Origin of the sequence: Pigmentiphaga sp. NML030171 (assembly GCF_002188635.1) — a bacterium.
Lineage (GTDB): Bacteria > Pseudomonadota > Gammaproteobacteria > Burkholderiales > Burkholderiaceae_B > Pigmentiphaga > Pigmentiphaga daeguensis.
The window spans coordinates 1-20,525 of sequence record NZ_NINX01000011.1; the positions used below are offsets into that span (position 1 = coordinate 1).

Below are 20,525 nucleotides of genomic sequence, written 5' to 3' on the forward strand. Positions count from 1 at the left end.
CCCCTGGCCCCCTCGCCCGCCGCCCCGCCCGGCGCCGCCGGCGTGGCCCAGGCCCTGGCCGGCGGCCGCCCCCGCCCTCTGCCGGACGGCACCGAGCTGCCGCTGGGCATGGCGATCGCCCAGTTGCACGGGATCTACGTGCTGGCGCAGAACGCGCACGGACTGGTCGTGATCGACATGCACGCGGCCCATGAACGCATCGTGTACGAACAGCTCAAGAATGCGCTGGATGCGCGCGAGATGCCGCGGCAGAACCTGCTGGTGCCGGTGGTGTTCCGGGCCTCGGAAAGCGACGTCGCGCTGGTCGAGGAGCAGCAGGAAGCCCTGTCCGACCTCGGCTTCGAGCTGCGGCCGGCCGGACCGGCGTCGATCGCCGTGCGCGCCGTTCCCGCGCCGCTCGCCCAGGCCGACATCGAGACCCTGGCGCGGGAGGTACTGCGCGACTTCGCCGAGGTGGGCGCGTCGCGCCTGCTGACCGAGCAACGCAACGAACTGCTGGCGACCATGGCCTGCCATGGCGCGGTCCGCGCCAATCGCCGGCTCAACCACGACGAGATGAATGGCCTGCTGCGGCAGATGGAAGCGACCGAACGCGCCGACCAGTGCAACCACGGCAGGCCGACCTGGGTACAGCTGAGCGTGGGCGACCTCGACCGCCTGTTCCTGCGCGGGCGCTGAGTCCGCACCGAAGATGGCCGACCGCAGCTCCCCTCCCGTCCTGTGCCTGATGGGCCCCACCGCCGCCGGCAAGAGCGCGGCCACGCTGGCGCTGGCCGACCGTTGGCCGCTCGAGATCGTCAACGTCGATTCCGCCACCATCTATCGTGGCATGGACATCGGCACGGCCAAGCCCAGCCAGGAGGAACGCCTGCGCGTGCCGCAACACCTGCTGGACATCCGCGATCCCGCCGAAAGCTTTTCGGCCGGCCAGTTCCGCGCCGAGACGCTGCGCCTGATCGCCGACATCCGCGGCCGCGGCCGCATCCCGCTGCTGGCCGGCGGCACCATGATGTATTTCAAGGCGCTGCGCGAAGGTCTGGACAACCTGCCGCAGGCGGACGCCGTCCTGCGCGCGCAATTGAACGCCCGCGCGGCCGACATCGGCTGGCCCGCCATGCATGCCGAACTGGCGCGCGTCGATCCGGCCACCGCCGCGCGGCTCTCGCCCAACGACAGCCAGCGCATCCAGCGGGCACTGGAAGTCCACGCGCTGACCGGACAGCCGATGTCGGCCCTGCTGACGGGCCAGGTCGCGCCGGACGCCACCGAGCAGCGCTACGTCAATCTCAGCCTGGAACCATCGGAACGGGCCGGCCTGCATGCCAGGATCGAACAGCGCTTCGACGCCATGCTCGAAGCCGGCCTGGTGGACGAGGTACGCCGCCTGCGGGCGCGCGGCGACCTGGGCCCCGAGCTGCCGTCCATACGATGCGTGGGCTATCGCCAGGTATGGAGCTACCTGGCCGGGGACATCCACGGCGCCGAGATGCGGGGCCAGGCCATCGCCGCCACCCGGCAACTGGCCAAGCGCCAGATCACCTGGCTGCGCGCGCTGCCGGACCGGCTGGCGGTGGACTGCCTGGCGCCGGACAGCACCGCGCGCGTGATCGACGCGGCGGCCGCGACGCTGGACGCCGCCGTCGCGGCGACCGCCAACCCACGCTGACGGCGCACCCGCGCCACGCCGCGCCAGCCGCGGCGTGCGCCGGGACGCCGGCCCTGCTATGCTGGATGCGTGCGCGGCCCGTTGCCGCGCTTTGCGCTTTCGACGACACGATTCATGAACAGGTACTGGAGCCGCGTCACTCAGCAACTGACGCCCTATGTCCCCGGCGAACAACCGCAGATAGACGGACTCGTCAAACTCAACACGAACGAGAACCCGTACCCGCCCTCGCCGCGCGCCCTGGAAGCCATACGCCAGGCCACCAACGAGGCGCTGCGGCGCTATCCCGACCCCGACGCCAACGTGTTCAAGGCGGCGGTGGCGCGTTTCCACGGCGTGCCGGTCGATCATGTCTTCGTCGGCAACAGTTCGGACGAGGTACTGGCCCATGTGTTCGTCGGCCTGCTCAAGCACGACCTGCCGCTGCTGTTCCCGGACGTGACCTACAGCTTCTATCCGGTTTACTGCGGCCTGTACGGCATCGATTACCGCACCGTGCCGCTGGCCGACGACCTGTCGCTGCGCGTGCAGGACTACGGCCAGCCGAACGGCGGGATCATCTTCCCCAATCCGAATGCCCCCACCGGCCGCCTGCTGCCCCTGGAGGACATCGAGGCGCTGCTGAAGGCGCATCCTGATTCGGTGGTCGTGGTGGACGAAGCCTACGTCGATTTCGGCGGCACCTCGGCGGTGCCGCTGGTGGCGGTCCACCCCAACCTGCTGGTGGTGCAGACGCTGTCCAAGGCCCGCTCGCTGGCGGGCCTGCGGGTCGGCTACGCCATCGGCCAGCCGCATCTGGTCGAGGGGCTGGAACGGGTCAAGAGCAGCTTCAACTCCTATCCGCTCGACCGCCTGGCCATAGCCGGCGCGACCGCGGCCATGGAAGACACCGCCTACTTCGACCGTACCCGCCAGGCCGTCATCGCCTCGCGCGTGCGCCTGACCGCCAAGCTGGAAGAACTGGGCTTCGAAGTGCTGCCGTCGGCCGCCAACTTCGTCTTCGCGCGCCACCCCGGCCACGATGGCGCGGCCCTGCAGCAGGCGCTGCGCGAACGCAAGGTGCTGGTGCGGCACTTCAAGCAGCCGCGCATCGACCAGTACCTGCGCATCACGGTCGGCACCGACGCCGAATGCGATGCGCTGCTCAATGCACTGAAGGATCTCCCCCCTACGCGCTGAAGGGAAGCTCACCCCCTACGCCCTTCGGGCGCCCCCTCAAGGGGGCGATGCGGGTGGACCGGCAAAGCCGGATCCACCGCATCCTGGGTCTATCAGATCACTTCGGTTTGGGCGGCGCCGGGTTGTTGGTCGATGATTTCGCCCAGGCGGTAGACGGTTTCGCCCTGTTCGCGCAGCGTCGCTGCCACGGCGTCGGCCTGGTCGGCGGAGACCACCACCACCATGCCGATGCCGCAGTTGAAGACGCGGTGCATTTCGGTGTCGGCCACCTGGCCTTCGCGTTGCAGCCAGGTGAACAGCTCGGGCATCGTCCAGGCGTCGCGGTGCAGGCGCGCGGCCAGGCCGGGACGCAGGATGCGCGGCACGTTGTCCAGCAGGCCGCCGCCGGTGATGTGGGCCAGGCCCTTGATCTCGTGCTTGGCGATGGCCGCCAGTACCTGCTTGACGTAGATGCGCGTGGGCGCCATGACGACGTCGCGCAGCGGCTGGCCGTGGAAGTCCTGGTCCGGCGTGGCGCCGGCGCGTTCGATGATCTTGCGCACCAGCGAGTAGCCGTTGGAGTGCGCGCCGCTGGAGGCCAGGCCCAGCACGGCGTCGCCGGGCTGGATGCGGCTGCCGTCGATGGCCTGCGACTTCTCGACCGCGCCGACGGCGAAGCCCGCCAGGTCGTATTCGCCGTCGGGATACATGCCGGGCATCTCGGCGGTTTCGCCGCCGATCAGTGCGCAGCCGGCCAGTTCGCAACCCTTGGCGATGCCGCCGACGACCGTGGCGGCGGTGTCCACCGACAGGCGGCCGCAGGCGAAGTAGTCCAGGAAGAACAGCGGCTCGGCGCCCTGCACCAGGATGTCGTTCACGCTCATGGCCACCAGGTCGATGCCCACGGTGTCGTGCTTGTTCCACGAGAACGCCAGGCGCAGCTTGGTGCCCACGCCGTCGGTGCCCGACACCAGCACGGGCTCGCGGTACTTCTTGGGCACCTCGAACAGGGCGCCGAATCCGCCAATGCCGGCCAGCACTCCTTCGCGCATGGTGCGCTTGGCGAGGGGCTTGATGCGCTCGACCAGGGCATCGCCCGCGTCGATGTCGACGCCCGCGTCGCGGTAGGTTAGAGAGGAAGCGCTGGGTTGTTGTGCGGACATGGGATGGACCGAAAAGTGGATGGGCGCGGGCTTTCGCGGCAAAAAAACCAGCCGGGACCGCCTGAAAGCTATAATTTTACGATGATTGGTATTCCCATGCAGCGGACAGGGATTTACATCGGGACAACTCCCGGTGGCACCCGCCGCGCCCCGCATTCCTTTTCTGCCTGCGCAGCCTTGCCCGGCCCGACCTGTCGCCACCCAACGCCATGATCGTCCGACGCTGCGGGTCTCTTAGCCGCCCCTCATGAAGCAGTTGCTACTCGACGTTCTTGCCGCGCCGGCTCCGTCCCTGGAAAACTATGTCGCGGGCCCCAATGTCGAGGCCCTGGCGACCCTGCGCGCCCTGGAGCCGGGCCGCGCCGTCTACCTCTGGGGACCGGCGGGATGCGGCCGCACGCACCTGCTGCGCGCCCTGTCCGACCGGCCGGGCGCGGTCTACCTGGACAGCCACAGTCCCGTGTCGGCCTACCGGCGCGCCGCCCAGCCCGAGGAATCCGACGTCCGCCCCGCGCTGATCGCCATCGACGACCTGCATCTCCTGGACGAACCGCGGCTGGCCTGCGTGTTCTCGCTGTACAACCGCTGGCGCGAAACCTCGGCCACCGACATCGCCCTGTCCCTGATCGTCGCCGGCGAGCGGGCCCCGGGCCAGCTGGAGATCCGCGAGGACCTGCGCACCCGGCTGGGCTGGGACCTGGTATTCCGGCTGGAGGTGCTGTCCGATGCCGAAAAGACCGACGCCCTGATCCGCCAGGCCGCCAGCCGCGGGCTGCAGCTCGCCCCCGAGGTGGTGAACTGGATTCTTACCCATTACGAGCGGGACATGCGCCAGCTGGCCGCCCTGCTCGACGCCCTGGACCGCTATTCGCTGGCGGCCAAGCGCCCGATCACGCTGCCGCTGTTGCGCGCCATGCTGGCCGAACAGCCCCAACCGTCCACCATTCAGTCGTATTCTTCGTTGTCATGACCCCCACCCAAGCGCCGCCTTCCCGCCTCGCCCTGTTCGACCTGGACCACACCCTGCTGCCGCTCGACAGCGACTACCGGTGGGCCGACTTCCTCGCCCGCGCCGGGCACGTCGGCGACCCCGCCGCCGCCTGCGCCCGGAACGAGGAACTGATGCGCCGCTACGACGAAGGCAAGCTGACCGCGATGGAGTCGGCCGAATTCATGCTGGGCCTCCTGGCCCGCAACACGCCCTACGACCTGGCCCGCTGGCACGAGGATTTCATGGCCGAGGTGATCCGTCCGGCCATCTCCGCCCAGGCCATCGCCCTGGTGCGCGAACACCTGGAAGCGGGCGACCTGTGCGCCATCGCGACCTCGACCAACACCTTCGTCACCGCGCCCATCGCGCGCGCCTTCGGCATCCCCGTGCTGCTGGCGACCGAACCGGAATACGTCGCCGGCCGCTACACCGGCCGCATCCAGGGCATTCCCTGCTTCCGCGAGGGCAAGGTCGTGCGCGTCAACCAGTGGCTGGCCGGCCACGGCTGGCAGTTGTCGGATTTCCGCCAGTCTTTCTTCTATAGCGACTCGATGAACGACGTCCCGCTGCTCGAAGCGGTGACCGACCCGGTCGCCGCCAACCCATCCGCCGCGCTGCGCGAACTGGCGCGCGAACGGGGCTGGCGCATCACGGACCTGTTCGCATGATCAAGAAGCTCATCAGTAAGCTATTCACCCCCCGCGCCGCGCGCCCCATCCTGAGCGTCAAGCGGCATGCGCCCCTGCGCGTGCCCCAGGCCAAGCACGGCATCGACCGCCGGCTGGTCTCGCGCCATGCGATCAAGGTCTGCGATGTGCTGCACGAGCACGGCTTCGAGGCCTACATCGTCGGCGGCGCGGTGCGCGACCTGATCGTGGGCGCCCAGCCCAAGGACTTCGACGTGGCCACCAACGCCACGCCGGAACAGATACAGCCGCTGTTCCGCCGCGCCCGCATCATCGGCCGCCGCTTCCGCCTGGTGCACGTGGTGTTCGGCCAGGAGATCATCGAGACCTCCACCTTCCGCGCCTCGGGCTCGGACGAACAGACCACCGACGAACACGGCCGCATCCTGCGCGACAACGTCTTCGGCACGCTGGAGGAAGACGCCGCGCGGCGGGACTTCACGCTGAACGCGCTGTACTACGACCCGGCCACCGAGATCGTCATCGATTACCACGACGGCGTGGCCGACCTGAAGAAAAAGACCGTCAGCATCATCGGCGACGCCTCCAAGCGCTACCGCGAGGACCCGGTCCGCATGCTGCGCGGCATGCGCTTCGCCGCCAAGCTGGGCTTCACCATCGCGCCGGCCACGCTCGCGCCCATCCGCGAGATGGCCCACCTGATCGAGAACGTGCCCGCCTCGCGGCTGTTCGACGAGATGCTGAAGATGCTGACCTGCGGCCACGCGCTGGACTGCCTGCGCCGGCTGCGCGCCGAAGGCCTGCACAAGGGCCTGCTGCCGCTGCTGGACGTGGTGCTGGAACAGCCCGGGGGCGAACGCTTCGTGAAGCTGGCCCTGGAACGCACCGACGTGCGCGTGCGCAGCGGCAAGTCGGTCAGCCCCAGCTTCCTGTTCGCCGCGCTGCTGTGGCAGCAGGTCAACCAGCGCTGGCAGCAGTACCGCGCGGATGGCGAGCTGCCCATGCCCGCCCTGGGCATGGCCGTGGATTCCGTGCTGGACGACCAGACCGAGAAGCTGGCCATCCAGCGCCGCTTCGTCTCAGACATGCGCGAGATCTGGTTCATGCAGCCGCGCTTCGAACGGCGCCAGAGCAAGGGCGCCTGGCGCATGCTCGAACAGCCGCGCTTTCGCGCCGCCTGCGATTTCCTGCAACTGCGCGCCGCCGCCGGCGAGGTGGACAGCGCCCTGGCGCAATGGTGGATGGACCTGGCCGACGCCAGCGATTCGGCGCGCGCCGAGATGCTGGAAGAACTGGCCCGCCAGCCGCGCGCGGCCGGGGAAGCCGCGGCCCCCCGCAAGCGCCGCCGGCGCAGCGGCCGCTCGCGCCAGGGAGGCCCCGCCGAGGGCGGTCCGGAAGGCGGCACCCCGGTAGCGGGATGAACGCGCCCGCCTGGCAGACGGCCTGGGTGGGATTGGGCGCCAACCTGGGCGACCCGGCCGCCACCCTGCGCGCGGCGCTGGCCGCGCTGGCTGCCCATCCCGAGGTACGGCAGGACGCGCTTTCGCGCTTCTACCGCACCGAGCCGATCGACTCCAGCGGTCCCGACTACGTCAACGCCGTCGTGCGCCTGCGCACCACGCTGCCCCCTTTGGCGCTGCTGGACCTGCTGCAGGACATCGAACGGCGCCACGGCCGCGAACGTCCCTATCGCAACGCCCCCCGCACCCTGGACCTGGACCTGCTGGCATACGACGGCCAGCGCCTGGATACCCCTCGGCTGACCCTGCCCCACCCCCGCATGCACCAGCGCGCTTTCGTGCTGCGCCCCCTGTCGGACATCGATCCGGACATGGCGCTGCCCCAGGGGCGGGTGGAGGAACTGCTGCGGGCCTGCGCGGACCAGGCGGTCCTGCCGCTGGACTAAGGCCTGCTCACGCCAAAAGAAGGCTCGCACAGGCCGGGAATGGGGCCTAGGCGGTCTTGCCCCGCGTATTGCCTTGTTACGCGGCGGCGAGTGCCTCGCGCTATCCTGGAGGCTCGGGCAACCAACCGCCTACCGCCATGAACACGACCCCGCTCTTCCCCCTCGGCCGGGCGCTGTATCCCGAGGGCGTCCTGCACTTGCGCATCTTCGAGATCCGCTACCTGGACATGATCAAGCAGTGCATCGCCGATCAGTCCTCGTTCGGCGTCGTGCCGCTCCTGGCCGGCCACGAAGTCCGCACGCCGGAAGGCAAGGAAGTCCTGGCCGACTTCGGCACCATGGCGAGGATAGAACAGTGGGACGCACCCATGCCGGGCCTGCTGCAACTGCGCTGCGTGGGGACGACGCGCTTTCGCCTGGTGGCGAGCGAACAGCGCAAGTACGGTCTCTGGGTCGGGCAGGTCGAGCCGCTGGCCGACGACCCCGTGGTCCCCATCCCGGCTGCCCTGCAGCCCGCGGCCAATACGCTGGGCCGCCTGATAGCCGAACTCCAGCAGCAGCGCGCAGCCGGCCCCGACCTTCCCATCGAGCCGCCCTTCCGGCTGGACGAATGCGGATGGGTCGCGAACCGCTGGGCGGAAATGCTGCCGCTGCTGCCGCCGCAACAGCGCCACCTGCTGGCCGACGATGACCCGGAAAGCCGCCTGGACCAGATCCAGGACATCCTGAAGCGGCGCAAGCTCCTGGCCGAATGAGATGAGATTCCCGGGCGGGAGCCCGGCAATGTGCGGCGTGGGCCTGATCGGCGTCGCCTACCGGCGCGACACCATGCTGTCTACCGCCAGCAAGGCCCTGATCCAGGAGATCCGCCACCTGACGGACGACCTGCTGCAGCAGGAAATCACGACCGACATGCGAACAGGGGCCGCCATTGCTCCAGCTTCTGCTCGAAGCTATACATCGCGGCCGCCGGCGACGAAGAAGCCAGCCGGAACACGCGGTAGCCGTAGTCGGCCAGGTGATGGCCCAGCTTCCAGGACAGGCCGCCGTTGAAGCCGATGCGTTCGAGCAGCGGCGCATGTTCCTTCAGGTAGGCCGCAAGCGGATTGACCTCGGCCTCGGTCACGGCGGCATCCAGGCTGCCCTGGCGCCGGCAACTGGCGACGACGTCCCAGATGCCCACGCGGTGCCGGATGGCAACGCGCAGTCGTTCCTCGTAGGGCACCAGGTGCAGTGCCTCGACCTCCAGGCAGGCGCCCAGCAGGCGCCAGAACTGGTTGCGCGGATGGGCGTAGTACTGGCCCACGTTCAGCGACGCCACGCCCGGGAAACTGCCCAGCAGCAGCACCGTGGCGTCGGACGCCAGCACCGGCGGAAAGCCGCTGAGCTGGGGCTGCGCCGCGGCGCTCACAACCGCCCCAGCTCCGGCGCCAGCGAACGCGCCCATTTGCGCGCCGGCAGGCCGTAGCGGTTCTCGACCTCCTCGGCGCGCGCCAGCAGCGCCTGCGCGTCGATCCGCAAGGCCGGGCCGGCCAGGGCGATCGCCACCCGGTTGCCTTCCTCGATTTCGGGCAGGACCGCCACGCGCCCCTCGAACGCCTCGTCCAGATTGCGGCGGTTATGTTCGTAGCTGTCGTGCGCGCCGAACAGGTTGACGGTCACGACACCCGCCTGGCTGGCGTTGGCGCTGACCACCCGCCGGCAGCCGCGATAGAACTCGACGGAATCGCGCACCGGGCCGCGCGCGGCATGGTCGTACAAATCCACCATCAAGGCGCGGCAACTGCCGCGATTGGCTATGTCCTCCACCCACGCGCCCGCGTCATCATGGGTGACCATGAATCGCTCGTTGTCGGCGGGCAGGCGGAAATAGGCGCGGCAGGCGGCGGTCACGCTGGGGTTCCATTCCACGACGCGCACCAGGCTGTCGGTGTGCTTCAGGCAGAAGCGCGTCAGGGATCCCGCGCCCAGCCCCAGCGTACCGATGGCCTGCTCGCCGCCGGCCTGCGGCGGATCGAGGAACAGCAGCCACGCCATCATCTGGCGCGTGTACTCCAGCTCCAGCGAAAAAGGGCTGCGTATCCGCATCGCGCCCTGGATCCAGGGGCTGCCGAAATGCAGGTAGCGAACGCCCTGCTCTTCCGAGAACGTCGGCTCGTCGAGCTCGCTGGGGCCGGCGGCGCGCCGCCGGTCCGGCCCGGGCCGTTGCGCCTTGCGGCTCAAGAGGACTGGCTCAGCAACAGGCTGTTCATGCTGCGCACGAACGCGGCCGGATCCTCCAGCGGCGCGCCCTCGGCCAGCAGGGCCTGGTCCAGCAGCAAGCGGGCCCACTGGCCGAAGTCGGCATCGCCGGCCTGCCGCACGCGCGCAATCAGCGGATGGCCCGGGTTGATCTCCAGGATGGGGCGCGACTCGGGCGCGGCCTGTCCGGCCGCCTTGAGCAGGCGCTGCAAGTGCTGGCTCATGTCCTGCTGGTCCACCACCACGCAGGCGGGGGAATCGACCAGGCGGAAGGTCACGCGCACGTCCTTGACCGCCTCGCCCAGCGCCTCCTTCAGCCGCTCGACCACCGGCTTGAGCTCTTCCGAGACTTCTTCCTGCTGCTTCTTCTCTTCCTCGTCTGCCAGCGCGCCCAGGTCCAGGCCGCCCTTGGCGATGGAGGCCAGCGGCTTGCCGTCGAACTCGTTGACGAAGGACAGCATCCATTCATCGACGCGGTCCGTGAGCAACAGGACCTCGATGCCCTTCTTGCGGAAAATTTCCAGGTGCGGGCTGCTGCTGGCCGCGGCGAAGGTCTCGGCCGTGACGTAGTAGATCTTGTCCTGGCCTTCCTTCATGCGGGCCACGTAGTCGGCCAGCGACACCGTCTGCGCGGGGGTGCCGTCCTGGGTGGAAGCAAAGCGCAGCAGCTTCAGGATGCGCTCCAGGTTGGTCGCGTCCTCGCCCACGCCTTCCTTGAGCACCTGGCCGAACTCGGTCCAGAAGGTCGCGTAATCGTCCTTGCGGTTCTCGGCCAGGTCCTCGAGCAGGCTCAGCACGCGCTTGGCGCTGCCTTCGCGGATGGCGCGCACGTCACGGCTTTCCTGCAGAATCTCGCGCGAGACGTTCAGCGGCAGGTCGGCCGAATCGATGACCCCGCGCACGAAGCGCAGGTAGGCCGGCAACAGCTGTTCCGCGTCGTCCATGATGAAGACACGCTTCACATACAGCTTGACCCCGTGCTTCCTGTTGCGGTCCCACATGTCGAACGGCGCGCGCCGCGGCACGTACAACAGCTGCGTATACTCGCTGCGGCCCTCCACCCGGTTGTGGCTCCACGCCAGCGGCGCCTCGAAGTCATGCGCCACGTGCTTGTAGAACTCGGTGTACTGCTCGTCGGTGACCTCGGACTTGCTGCGCGTCCACAGCGCGCTGGCCTGGTTGACGGTCTCTTCCTCGTCGCGGGTGACCTGCTCGGATTTCTCGGCGTCCCATTCCTCTTTCTTCATCAGGATGGGCACGGAGATGTGGTCCGAATAGCGGCGCAGGATCTCGCGCAGCTTCCACGACGACAGGAAGTCGTCCTCGCCCTCGCGCAGCGTCAGGATGATGTCCGTGCCCCGCCCGGCCTTCTCGGCCGCCGAGATCGTGAACTCGCCGTCGCCGGCCGACTCCCAGCGTATCGCCTGGTCCGCCGGCTGGCCCGCGCGGCGGCTGACGACGGTGACTTTCTGCGCGACGATGAACGACGAATAAAAGCCCACGCCGAACTGGCCGATCAGTTGCGCATCCTTCTGCTTGTCGCCGGTCAGCTGCTGGAAGAACTCCCGCGTGCCCGAGCGGGCGATGGTGCCCAGGTTGGCAATGGCCTCGTCCCGCGTCATGCCTATGCCGTTGTCGGAAATCGTGATGGTCCGCGCGGCCTTGTCGAAGCCCACGCGGATGGCCATCTCGCCCTCGCCTTCCAGCAGTTCCGGCCGGTCGATGGCCTCGAAACGCAGCTTGTCGCAGGCGTCGGACGCATTGGAGACCAGTTCGCGCAGGAAGATTTCCTTGTTGCTGTACAGCGAGTGGATCATCAGGTGCAGCAACTGCTTGACTTCGGTCTGGAAGCCCAGGGTTTCGGAGGTGTTGGTCTGACTCATGGCAATAACAAGGCCCATCCCGGCGCGCACGGTTCAGGCGAGCCAGGCATGGCGGTTGACGAAAGGAAGTTGTCCGGTTGGAGCAAAAAGCTCACGCGGCGTAGATAGGGCCGCGCGCACCTTTTTCAAGCATAACAGCCCCCACCCGCATCGCCCCCCGGGTCCCGGCCCCCTTGGGGGGCCGCCGCGTAGCGGCTGGGGGCCCACCATTCTGGGCGCGCGTCAGCGCGTAGGGGGTGGGCTTCCCTCGCGCGTCAGCGCGTAGGGGAGGGTCCTAATCTGCTGGTGATAGGTACGCCCGCCAGCAGGAACTCCATCTGGTCGGCCAGGATGCGGCGATTGCGCAGGATCATGCCTTCCCAGCGGTTGGGCCGGTACGGCAGGTAGAGCAGCGGCATGCCGGCCTGCTCGGGGGTGCGGTTGCCCTTGCGCTGGTTGCACGAGCGGCAGGCCGTGACCACGTTTTCCCAGGTATTGGCGCCGCCGCGCGACTCGGGGCGGACGTGCTCGATGGTCAGTTCGGCCTCGGGGAAACAGCCGCCGCAATAGGCGCAGACGTGCATGTCGCGCGAGAACAGGCGTTCACGGCTGATGCTGATGGAGGCGGAACGGTCGCCGCGGAACTCGCGGCCGCGCACGGCGATGATGCTGGCGGTGCTGACGGTGGACACCTGCCCGGTCAGCCGGTTCGTCCCCCCGCGGTAGGTGACGGTGGTGTCCCCCAGTTCCCATGCCACCCTTCCCGCCACGTGCAGGCAGATGGCTTTTTCGATATCCACCCAGTGCACCGGCGTGCCGGCGACATCGAGCGCGAGAACCAGATGAGCCACAGTTTTCTCCTGAATGGATTGCCTATCGCTATCTTTCACTGGTTTTTTATACAGCGCCTCAATGACCAAATCAAGACAAATGCCGATTCCGCACAACATTCCCCTGCCCACCAAGACAAACAACCCAGGCCCAGGATGCGGTGGATCCGGCTCCGCCGGTCCGCCCGCATCGCCCCCTTGAGGGGGCGCCCGAAGGGCGTAGGGGGTGGGCTTCCCTTGCGCGCGTAAGCGCGTAGGGGGGGTCAATCAGTCGGAGCGCGGATCAGCCAGCGGCCATCGCGCCAGACCCGGCTCTCGCCGTGGTGCATCACGAAGAACTCGTCGGGGGCGACGCCCGCGTAGCGGCGTGCCCGCGCCAGGTCCCGGGGAGGCTGGTCCAGCGCCTCGTCGGTCAGCTCGAACGTGCCCCAGTGGATGGCGACGGAAGCCCTGGCGCCCAGGTCGCGATGCGCCTGCACGGCCTCGGTGGGATTCATGTGATGGCCGCGCATGAACCAGCGCGGCGCATAGGCGCCTATCGGCAGCGCCGCCAGGTCGAAAGGCCCCATGCGTTCGCCTATGGCGGCGATGTCCTTGGAATAGCCGAAGTCGCCGCCGAACAGGAAGTTGAACGCGGGCTCGCGCGTCCGGACCGCCCAGGCGCCCCACAACGAAACGTTCCGGTCGAAGGGCGTGCGGGCGCTCCAGTGCTGCACGGGCAGCAGCGTCAGGATGGCATCGCCCACCACCGTCTGGCCCCACCAGTCCAGCGGCCGCAAGTCGGTGGCCTCGGGCACGTTCTGGCGGAACCAGACGTCCACGCCCAGGGGCACCATGAAGACGGGCGGACCGCCGGGCTGCGCCGCCAGCGCCTTGACCGAGGCGAAATCCAGGTGGTCATAGTGGTTGTGCGAGATCACCACGGCATCGATGTGCGGCAGGTCGGCCAGCGCGATGCCGGGCGGCTGGTGGCGCTTGGGCCCCATGAACCCGAAGGGCGAGGCGCGTTCGGAGAACACCGGATCGGTCAACAGGTTGAAGCGGCCCAGCTGCACCAGCAGCGTGGAATGCCCGACCCAGCTGACCCGCACGTCCGGCGAGGCCTCCTTCAGCCAGGCGGTGTCCGCCACGACCGGCGACAGGGACTCCGTCGGAGGCGGCGGCAGGCCCTGCGCCCACCGGTCGAACTGCCAGCGCCAGAAGTCCAGCGTGCCCGGCTGGGCATACGAATACAGGTTGCGGAATCCATGCGGCGTATGGTGCGGCTGGGCGGCATCGTAGTACGGGTTGACGGGGGAGCACCCCGCCACCGCGCAGGTCGCCAGGACCGCCGCCAGCCCCCGCCGCATCATGGCCTTACAGCACCGGCGACAGCACGGGCTGCTTGGGCTTGGCGTCCAGCAGCCGGCCCTTGCGGGCCCGCTTGCCGACGTAGACCGCCAGTCCGCCGCCGGACAGGATCTCTTCATGCGGCTTGTTGCGGTAGATGCCCGTGATCCGCAGCCCCGCCGGCCCGACCGGCACCACCTGGGCCAGGGTGTCCTTGGGATCGATGTCCATCAGCGCCGTGCCGCGACCGCCCGAGGACAGCGCCTTGACCTCGGCCAGGCCGAACACCAGGAAACGGCCCTTGTCGGTCAGCAGCGCGAGCGAATCGGCGCCGTCGAACACCGGCACGGGCCGCAGCGGGCTGTCGCCCTCGTCCAGCGTCATGAATTGCTTGCCGCCACGCTGGCGCGTGGCCATGTCGCCCAGGCGGGTGACGAAGCCGATGCCGCGCTCGGTGGCCAGCAGCCACCGGCTTTCGGGGGCCGCCGCGATCATGTGCAGGATGCGGGATCCGGCTTCCAGGTCGATCAGCGTGGTCACCGGCACGCCATCGCCGCGCGCCGACGGCAGCGCGCTGACGGCCACCGAATAGACGCGACCGTTGCTGCCGAGCGCGATCAGCGTATCGGTGGTCCGGCATTCGAACGCGCCGTACAGCGCATCGCCCGCCTTGAACGTGAACAGGCTGGCATCGTGGCCTTGGCCCTGGCGGGCCCGCAGCCACCCCTTCTGCGACACGATGACGGTGACCGGCTCGTCGATGACCTTGGCCTCGACGGTGGCGCGCTCGGCCGCTTCGATCAGCGTGCGGCGATCGTCGCCGTACTGCTTGGCGTCGGCTTCGATTTCCTTGACGATCAGGCGCTTGAGCGAATTCGGATTGGCCAGCAGTTCCTCGAGCTTGCCCTGCTCGTCCTTCAGGTCCTTCAGTTCCTGCTCGATCTTGAAGCCTTCCAGGCGCGCCAGCTGCCGCAGGCGCATCTCCAGGATGTCCTCGGCCTGGCGCTCGGACAGCTTGAAGGCCTGCATCAGCGCGGGCTTGGGTTCGTCCGACTCGCGGATGACCTTGATCACCGCGTCCACGTTCAGGTAGACCACCATGCGGCCTTCCAGCACATGGATGCGGTCCAGCACCTTGTCCAGGCGATGGCGCGAACGCCGCGTGACGGTCTGGGTGCGGAAGACGAGCCACTCGTCCAGGATCTCGCGCATGGACTTCTGGCGCGGCCGCCCGTCGTTGCCCACCGCCACCAGGTTGATGGGCGCGCTGCTTTCCATGGACGTATGGGCCAGCAGCGTGTTGACGAACTCGTCGCGGTCCACGCGCGAGGTCTTGGGCTCGAATACCAGCCGCACGGCCGCGTCCTTGCCCGACTCGTCGCGCACCGCGTCGAGCAGGCTCAGCAAGGCCGCCTTGGTCTGCTGTTGTTCGTTCGAGAGGCTTTTCTTGCCCGCCTTCACCTTGGGATTGGTGAGTTCCTCGATCTCTTCCAGCACCTTCTGGCCGGAGGTCGACGGCGGCAGTTCGGTGACCACCAGTTGCCACTGGCCGCGCGCCATTTCCTCGAACTTCCAGCGCGCGCGCACCTTGATCGAGCCGCGGCCCGTGCCGAGTATCTGGGCGATCTCGGACCGCGGCGTGATGATCTGGCCGCCGCCGGGATAATCGGGTCCGGGCAGCAGGCCGTAGAGCTCGTCGTCGGCGATCCTGGGATTCTTCAGCAGCGCCACCGCGGCCTGCGCCACTTCGCGCAGGTTGTGCGGCGGGATCTCGGTGGCCATGCCCACCGCGATGCCCGAGGCGCCGTTCAGCAGCACCACGGGCAGGCGCGCCGGCAGTTGCCTGGGCTCCTGGTACGAGCCGTCGTAGTTGGGAATGAAGTCGACCGTGCCTTCGTCCAGCTCGTCCAGCAGCAGCCGGGCGATGGGCGTGAGCCGCGCCTCGGTGTAGCGCATGGCCGCGGCGCCGTCGCCGTCGCGCGAGCCGAAGTTGCCCTGTCCGTCGATGAGCGGATAGCGCAGCGAGAACGACTGCGCCATGCGCACCAGCGCATCATAGGCCGCCTGGTCGCCGTGGGGATGGTACTTGCCCAGCACGTCGCCCACCACGCGGGCCGACTTCACGGGCTTGGCGTTCGCGCCCAGCCCCATGGCCTGCATGGCATACAGGATGCGCCGCTGCACCGGCTTCTGGCCGTCGCTGACGTCCGGCAGCGCCCTGCCCTTGACCACCGATACCGCGTAATCCAGATAAGCCTGTTCCGCATAGCGCGCCAGCGTGATCGCGGCGTCGCCGCCCGGCCGCTCGAACAGGCCGGGTTGTTGTTCGTCCGTCATCAAATATCCACCTCGGCGAGGTCGCCTTTCTCTTCCAGCCACGAGCGCCGCTGCGCGGCCTCACCCTTGCCCATCAGCATGTCGAACATGCGCGTGGTCTCGTCCGCGCCGAGTTCGCCGTAGGTGACCGGCAGCAGGCGGCGGGTGTCGGGGTTCATCGTGGTTTCCCAAAGCTGCTCGGGGCTCATTTCGCCCAGGCCCTTGAAGCGGCTGATGCTCCAGGACCCCTCGCGCACGCCTTCCTTGCGCAGCTTGTCCTCGACCGCGGTCAGCTCGCCCTGGTCCAGGCAATAGAGCTTGCGCGGCGGCCGCTTGCCCTGCGCCGGCACGTCCACGCGGAACAGCGGCGGGCGCGCCACGTACACGTGCCCGGCCTCGACCAGCTTGGGGAAATGCCGCAGGAACAGCGTCAATAGCAGCACCTGGATGTGCGATCCGTCCACGTCCGCGTCGGACAGAATGCAGACGCGTCCATAGCGCAGGCCCGACAGGTCGGGATCGTCGTTCGCACCGTGGGGGTCGACGCCGATCGCCACCGCGATGTCGTGGATCTCGTTGTTGGCGAACAGGCGGTCGCGCTCGACCTCCCAGGCGTTGAGCACCTTGCCGCGCAGCGGCAGGATGGCCTGGAATTCCTTGTCGCGCCCCATCTTGGCCGAACCGCCCGCCGAGTCGCCCTCGACCAGGAAGACCTCGGTGCGGGAGGCGTCGCTGCTTTCGCAATCGGTCAGCTTGCCGGGCAGCACGGCCACGCCCGAGCTCTTGCGCTTCTCGACCTTCTGCGTGGCCCGCACGCGCGACTGCGCCTGGCGGATGACCAGCTCGGCCAGCTTCTTGCCGTATTCGACGTGGGAGTTCAGCCACAGCTCCAGCGCCGGCTTCGAGAACCCGCCCACCAGGCGCACCGCGTCGCGGCTGTTCAGTCGTTCCTTGATCTGGCCCTGGAACTGCGGGTCGAGCACCTTGGCCGACAGCACGAAGCTGGCGCGCGCGAACACGTCCTCGGGCAGCAGCTTGACGCCCTTGGGACTGAGGTTGTGCAGTTCGACGAAACCCTTGACCGCGTTGAACAGACCGTCGCGCAGCCCGGCCTCGTGCGTGCCGCCGGCCGGCGTCGGGATCAGGTTGACGTAGGACTCGCGCACGACGTTGCCGTCCTCGGTCCAGGCCACCACCCACTGCGCGCCCTCGCCCTCGGCGAAGTTCTCGTTGTCGCGGCCGGCGTACTGCTCGCCTTCGAACAAGGGAATGAGCAGTTCGGCGCCGGCCAGCGCCTCGGTCAGGTAGCCGCGCAGGCCCTGCTCGTACAGCCAGGTCTGGGTCTCGCCGGTTTTCTCGACCCGCAGCGTGACCTTCACGCCGGGCAGCAGCACGGCCTTGCTGCGCAACAGGCGCGACAGCTCGCCCATGGGGATCGTGCCGCTGTCGAAATACTTGGGGTCCGGCCAGCAGCGCACGCGCGTGCCGCTCTTCTTGCGGGCGGGATCGGATACCTGCGCCAGTTCCTCGACCACGTCGCCGTGCTGGAACACCAGCCGGTGGGCCGCGCCGTCGCGCCAGACCGTGACTTCCATGCGCGACGACAGCGCGTTGGTGACCGAGACGCCGACGCCGTGCAGGCCGCCGGAGAACGAATAGGCGCCGCCGCCCTGCTTGTCGAACTTGCCGCCGGCGTGCAGGCGGGTGAAGACCAGCTCGACGACCGGCGCGTTTTCCTCGGGGTGCAGGCCGACGGGAATGCCGCGGCCCTCGTCCTCGACGGTCACGCTGCCGTCGGCGTGCAGGGTGACCTGCAGATGTTTGCCGTAGCCGGCAAGCGCCTCGTCGGCGCCGTTGTCGATCACCTCCTGCACGATGTGCAGGGGGTTTTCGGTTCGGGTGTACATGCCCGGGCGCTGCTTGACGGGCTCCAGCCCCTTCAGCACCCGGATGGAAGCTTCGTTGTAGCGAGTGGCCAAGTTATCCCCAGCGACTGTGGAAAATGAAGGGTATTTTACGGACGGAGGGCCTGGCCATGCGGGCCGGCGTGGCACGCCCATTTTTTGGGCACCCCTGCCTTGCCCGGCGGGTGGCGGTCACAGGCCGCACAGGGCCATGAGCCCTTCCCATCCGACGACGAGTTGCGGGCGCAAATAGCCCAGGAAGGCTACCGTAAGCACGGTGCCAAGCAAAGCATAGGCAAGGACCGCCCGCCAGGCGCGCCCGCGCCTCCCGGATTGCCCCTGCCGGTTGCGATCGGCCATGGACCTGCCTCCTGTTCCCGGCCGTGTTCATGCCGGCACCAATGCGCGCTCGCGCACGGGCATGCACAGCGCCGCCGCGACCAGACCGAGCGCGACCGAAATCCACCAGACCGCATCGTAGCTGCCGGTGGCGACGTACAGCTTGCCGCCCAGCCAGACACCGACGAAGCTGCCGATCTGGTGGCCGAAGAATACGATGCCGGTCAGGGTCGACGCATAGCGCATGCCGTAGATATGTCCTACCAGCGCGGTGGTCAACGGCACGGTCCCCAGCCAGACCAGCCCGATCAAGGCCGAGAACGCATACAGCACCGCCGGCGTCAGCGGCAGCAGGATCAGCAGCATGATCGCCGCCGAGCGCGTCGCGTACAGCAGCGCCAGCAGGTGCTTCTTGCTGTGGCGGCCGCCCATCCGGCCGGCCCAGTACGAGCCGAACACGTTGAACAGGCCGATGAGCGCGATGGCCAGCGCGCCGTCCGAGGCCTTCAGGCCGCCGTCCACCACGAAGGCCGGCAGATGCAGCGTGATGAAGGCCGTGTGGAAGCCGCAGACCGCGTAACTCCAGAACAGGAAGTGGTAGGAACCGTGCCCCATGGCCTGGCGTACCGCCGCGCCCAGCGACTGCGCGCCGGCGACATGCGCCGGCTTGCCCGTCAGCCGCGTGGCCAGCGGCAGCGCCAGCAGCATCAGCGCCGACAGCGCCCACAGCGCGCCGGTCCAGTCGAAACGATCGATCAGCAATTGCCCGGCGGGCACGACCACGAACTGCCCCATGGAGCCGCCCGCGCTGGCGATGCCCATCGCGGTGCTGCGGCCCTCGGGCGGCACAGCGCGCGCCACCACCGGCAGCAGCACGGCGAATGTCGTGCCGGCCTGCCCCAGTCCGACCAGCACGCCGGCGCACAGGTACAGCATGGCCTCGGACCCGGCGTAGCGCGTGCCGACCAGGCCCAGCGCGCACAACAGCGCCGATGCGACGATGGTCCGGCCCGACCCCCACTTGTCGGCCACCGATCCCATCAGGATGGCCGAGACGCCCCACACCAGGTTCTGGATGGCGAAGGCGAGCGAGAACACGTCGCGCCCCCAGCCGTGGACCAGCCCCATGGGCTGCATGAACAGGCCGAAGGTCGCGCGCACGCCCATCGCGAACAACAGCACGAGCGACGCGCAGACGACGATGCTTCCTGAGCGGGACGAGGGAGTCGGTGACGAAAGAGGCTGCGGCGGCATGAAGGACTGGATGATGGAAAATCGCGGCGCCGGTGCGTGCGCGACCGGCCACGGCCTGCGCATTGTAGTCGCACCGCTCCCGCTACGCCGGCTCGCGGCCCGGCGCCTGGTCCAGCAGGCGCTCGACGATGGCCAGGATCTGCCCCGCGGCGTCGCCGATGTGGCGCTCCAGCACCGATCGGGCCTCGTCGGCCCGGCGCTCGCGGCACAGCGAGACCAGGGCAAGGTGCTCCTGGTGGGCCTGCTGCCGGATCGGGGCGTTGACCACCTGGAAGCGGAAATAGCGCTCGGACTTCTCGTGCAGGCCGCGCACGATGGCCAGGGCGGCCGGCCGCTGGGCCGCCCGGTACAGGCCTTCGTGCAATTGCCAGTTCAACTGGCCCCACTGATCGGGCCCCGCCGTGTCCATGCGCGCCACGCATTGTTCGGCCAGCGCCAGTTCCTCTTCCGATATCCGCGCGGCCGCCTCGTGGATCAGCCAGGGCTCCAGGCGCAGGCGAATGTCGAACAATTCCTCGACCTCGGCGCGCGACAGCATGGAGACGAAGGCCCCCCGGTGGGGAATGGCGTCCACCAGGCCCTCGGCGCTGAGCTGGCGGATGGCTTCGCGGACCGGAATCCGGCTCACGCCCAATTCGTCGGCCAGCAATTCCTGGCGCAGGGGCGAGCCGGGAGGGATCGCCCCCGACAGGATGCGGTCGCGCAGCGCCTCGGCCACCAGTTCGGACGTGGTCCGGCGCACGAGCCGGTTGCCGGAGGACGGCCGGGCGGGAGGGGAAGACGGGGGCAGGTCGTTTCTGGGCATGGCGAAGGCAGAGATGACGGGGTCCAGGTAAACCCCGACAGACGCGCCACGGACACGGGGGTTTAAATAGAAGTATATTGGATCCACTATCCAACAGCCACCGGTCATCTACCG

18 protein-coding genes and 1 pseudogene are annotated in these 20,525 nt (G+C 68.7%); 8 read left to right on the forward strand and 11 right to left on the reverse strand.

What is annotated here, in order from left to right; all coding sequences use genetic code 11:
- The 3 genes and pseudogenes from mutL to hisC all read left to right on the forward strand — a co-directional run.
- Nucleotides 1-678, forward strand: a pseudogene (gene mutL, locus CDO46_RS01850) (DNA mismatch repair protein MutL); the annotation flags it as partial.
- A 13-nt stretch (nucleotides 679-691) separates the two neighbouring features.
- A complete protein-coding gene (miaA, locus tag CDO46_RS01855) occupies nucleotides 692-1,666 on the forward strand; it encodes a tRNA (adenosine(37)-N6)-dimethylallyltransferase MiaA (RefSeq protein WP_087836875.1) in 975 nt (324 codons plus the stop codon).
- Between the two features lie 114 nt (nucleotides 1,667-1,780).
- Entirely contained in the window at nucleotides 1,781-2,845 is a 1,065-nt protein-coding gene (gene hisC, locus CDO46_RS01860) for a histidinol-phosphate transaminase (RefSeq protein WP_087836876.1), read from the forward strand.
- A gap of 92 nt (nucleotides 2,846-2,937) precedes the next feature.
- Here hisC and purM read toward each other — a convergent pair whose 3' ends face one another.
- On the reverse strand, nucleotides 2,938-3,987 hold the full coding sequence (purM, locus tag CDO46_RS01865) for a phosphoribosylformylglycinamidine cyclo-ligase (RefSeq protein WP_087836877.1): 1,050 nt from the start codon (nucleotides 3,985-3,987) through the stop codon (nucleotides 2,938-2,940).
- Nucleotides 3,988-4,234: 247 nt separating this feature from the next.
- Here purM and hda point away from each other — a divergent pair, with 247 nt between their 5' ends.
- The 5 genes from hda to CDO46_RS01890 all read left to right on the forward strand — a co-directional run bounded on the left by hda (nucleotide 4,235) and on the right by CDO46_RS01890 (nucleotide 8,286).
- A complete protein-coding gene (gene hda / locus CDO46_RS01870) occupies nucleotides 4,235-4,957 on the forward strand; it encodes a DnaA regulatory inactivator Hda (RefSeq protein WP_087836878.1) in 723 nt (240 codons plus the stop codon).
- A complete protein-coding gene (locus CDO46_RS01875) occupies nucleotides 4,954-5,646 on the forward strand; it encodes an HAD family phosphatase (RefSeq protein ID WP_087836879.1) in 693 nt (230 codons plus the stop codon). The genes hda and CDO46_RS01875 overlap by 4 nt, the downstream gene beginning before the upstream one ends.
- Nucleotides 5,643-7,046 carry a polynucleotide adenylyltransferase PcnB gene (gene pcnB / locus CDO46_RS01880; RefSeq protein ID WP_087836880.1) on the forward strand — a complete coding sequence of 468 codons (1,404 nt, stop codon included), beginning with the start codon at nucleotides 5,643-5,645 and terminating at the stop codon, nucleotides 7,044-7,046. Before CDO46_RS01875 ends, pcnB begins: the two co-directional genes overlap by 4 nt.
- Nucleotides 7,043-7,531: a 2-amino-4-hydroxy-6-hydroxymethyldihydropteridine diphosphokinase gene (folK, locus tag CDO46_RS01885; protein ID WP_087836881.1), complete on the forward strand. Its 489-nt coding sequence runs from the start codon at nucleotides 7,043-7,045 to the stop codon at nucleotides 7,529-7,531. Before pcnB ends, folK begins: the two co-directional genes overlap by 4 nt.
- 137 nt (nucleotides 7,532-7,668) lie before the next feature.
- Nucleotides 7,669-8,286 (forward strand): LON peptidase substrate-binding domain-containing protein, encoded by a 618-nt coding sequence (locus tag CDO46_RS01890; protein WP_087836882.1) that lies wholly within the window; start codon nucleotides 7,669-7,671, stop codon nucleotides 8,284-8,286.
- Nucleotides 8,287-8,432: 146 nt separating this feature from the next.
- On the opposite strand, the gene CDO46_RS01895 is transcribed toward CDO46_RS01890, so the two are convergent.
- The 10 genes from CDO46_RS01895 to CDO46_RS01935 form a co-directional block, all read right to left on the reverse strand.
- A complete protein-coding gene (locus tag CDO46_RS01895; RefSeq protein WP_243724450.1) occupies nucleotides 8,433-8,942 on the reverse strand; it encodes a DNA-deoxyinosine glycosylase in 510 nt (169 codons plus the stop codon).
- Nucleotides 8,939-9,754 (reverse strand): spermidine synthase, encoded by an 816-nt coding sequence (locus tag CDO46_RS01900; RefSeq protein ID WP_087836884.1) that lies wholly within the window; start codon nucleotides 9,752-9,754, stop codon nucleotides 8,939-8,941. Before CDO46_RS01900 ends, CDO46_RS01895 begins: the two co-directional genes overlap by 4 nt.
- Nucleotides 9,751-11,655, reverse strand: a complete 1,905-nt coding sequence (gene htpG, locus CDO46_RS01905; protein ID WP_087836885.1) for a molecular chaperone HtpG — start codon at nucleotides 11,653-11,655, stop codon at nucleotides 9,751-9,753. Before htpG ends, CDO46_RS01900 begins: the two co-directional genes overlap by 4 nt.
- 254 nt (nucleotides 11,656-11,909) lie before the next feature.
- Nucleotides 11,910-12,476 (reverse strand): HNH endonuclease, encoded by a 567-nt coding sequence (locus tag CDO46_RS01910; RefSeq protein ID WP_254914542.1) that lies wholly within the window; start codon nucleotides 12,474-12,476, stop codon nucleotides 11,910-11,912.
- Nucleotides 12,477-12,727: 251 nt separating this feature from the next.
- Nucleotides 12,728-13,816, reverse strand: coding sequence for an MBL fold metallo-hydrolase (locus CDO46_RS01915; protein ID WP_087836887.1), 1,089 nt, complete (start codon nucleotides 13,814-13,816; stop codon nucleotides 12,728-12,730).
- Nucleotides 13,817-13,820: 4 nt separating this feature from the next.
- A complete protein-coding gene (parC, locus tag CDO46_RS01920; RefSeq protein WP_087836888.1) occupies nucleotides 13,821-16,130 on the reverse strand; it encodes a DNA topoisomerase IV subunit A in 2,310 nt (769 codons plus the stop codon).
- The gene (parE, locus tag CDO46_RS01925; RefSeq protein ID WP_254914541.1) at nucleotides 16,130-18,088 is read right to left on the reverse strand and encodes a DNA topoisomerase IV subunit B; all 1,959 of its coding nucleotides are present in this window, start codon (nucleotides 18,086-18,088) and stop codon (nucleotides 16,130-16,132) included. Before parE ends, parC begins: the two co-directional genes overlap by 1 nt.
- Nucleotides 18,089-18,205: 117 nt before the next feature.
- A complete protein-coding gene (locus tag CDO46_RS28245; RefSeq protein ID WP_176400638.1) occupies nucleotides 18,206-18,373 on the reverse strand; it encodes a hypothetical protein in 168 nt (55 codons plus the stop codon).
- A gap of 27 nt (nucleotides 18,374-18,400) precedes the next feature.
- On the reverse strand, nucleotides 18,401-19,606 hold the full coding sequence (locus tag CDO46_RS01930) for an MFS transporter (protein WP_087836928.1): 1,206 nt from the start codon (nucleotides 19,604-19,606) through the stop codon (nucleotides 18,401-18,403).
- An 82-nt stretch (nucleotides 19,607-19,688) separates the two neighbouring features.
- On the reverse strand, nucleotides 19,689-20,411 hold the full coding sequence (locus CDO46_RS01935) for a GntR family transcriptional regulator (protein ID WP_087836890.1): 723 nt from the start codon (nucleotides 20,409-20,411) through the stop codon (nucleotides 19,689-19,691).
- Nucleotides 20,412-20,525: the final 114 nt, after the last annotated feature.